Source organism: Vibrio sp. 1069, assembly GCF_033340555.1.
In genome coordinates, this window is the sequence record NZ_JAWOWP010000371.1 from 1 (window position 1) to 704 (window position 704).

A 704-nucleotide genomic window follows, 5' to 3' on the forward strand; every position below is an offset into this window, starting at 1 on the left:
AACATTGCATCACGTAAAGCATCGCAAAATGCACTAGAAGCGTTTGGTCAAATGCTTCCTGAGTTTATGGGTGGTTCTGCTGACCTAGCGCCTTCTAACCTGACCATGTGGTCTGGTTCTAAGTCTCTAGAAACGGAGGACTTCTCTGGCAACTACATCCACTACGGTGTACGCGAATTCGGTATGACTGCTATCATCAACGGTATCGCATTGCACGGTGGTTTCGTTCCTTACGGCGCAACATTCCTAATGTTCATGGAATACGCTCGTAACGCAATGCGTATGGCTGCGCTGATGAAAATTCAGAACATCCAAGTTTACACGCATGATTCGATCGGTCTTGGCGAAGATGGCCCAACTCACCAACCTGTTGAGCAAATGGCGTCTCTACGTGTAACTCCAAACATGAGCACATGGCGCCCATGTGACCAAGTTGAGTCTGCAGTTGCATGGAAACTAGCGATTGAACGTAAAGATGCACCGACAGCACTTATCTTCTCTCGTCAAAACCTTGCGCAACAAGAGCGTACAGCAGAACAAGTAGCAGACATCGCGAAAGGTGCTTACATTCTGAAAGATTGCGAAGGCAAGCCTGAGCTAATCCTTATCGCAACAGGTTCTGAAGTTGAACTAGCAGTAGAAGCAGCAGCACAGCTAACTGCTGAAGGTAAGAAAGTACGCGTTGTTTCAATGCCATCAACAGA

General features: G+C 47.3%; 1 protein-coding gene. It reads left to right on the top strand.

What is annotated here, in order from left to right; all coding sequences use genetic code 11:
- On the top strand, positions 1-704 hold a 704-nt coding region (locus tag R7040_RS26585), incomplete at both ends, for a transketolase-like TK C-terminal-containing protein (RefSeq protein WP_318081632.1).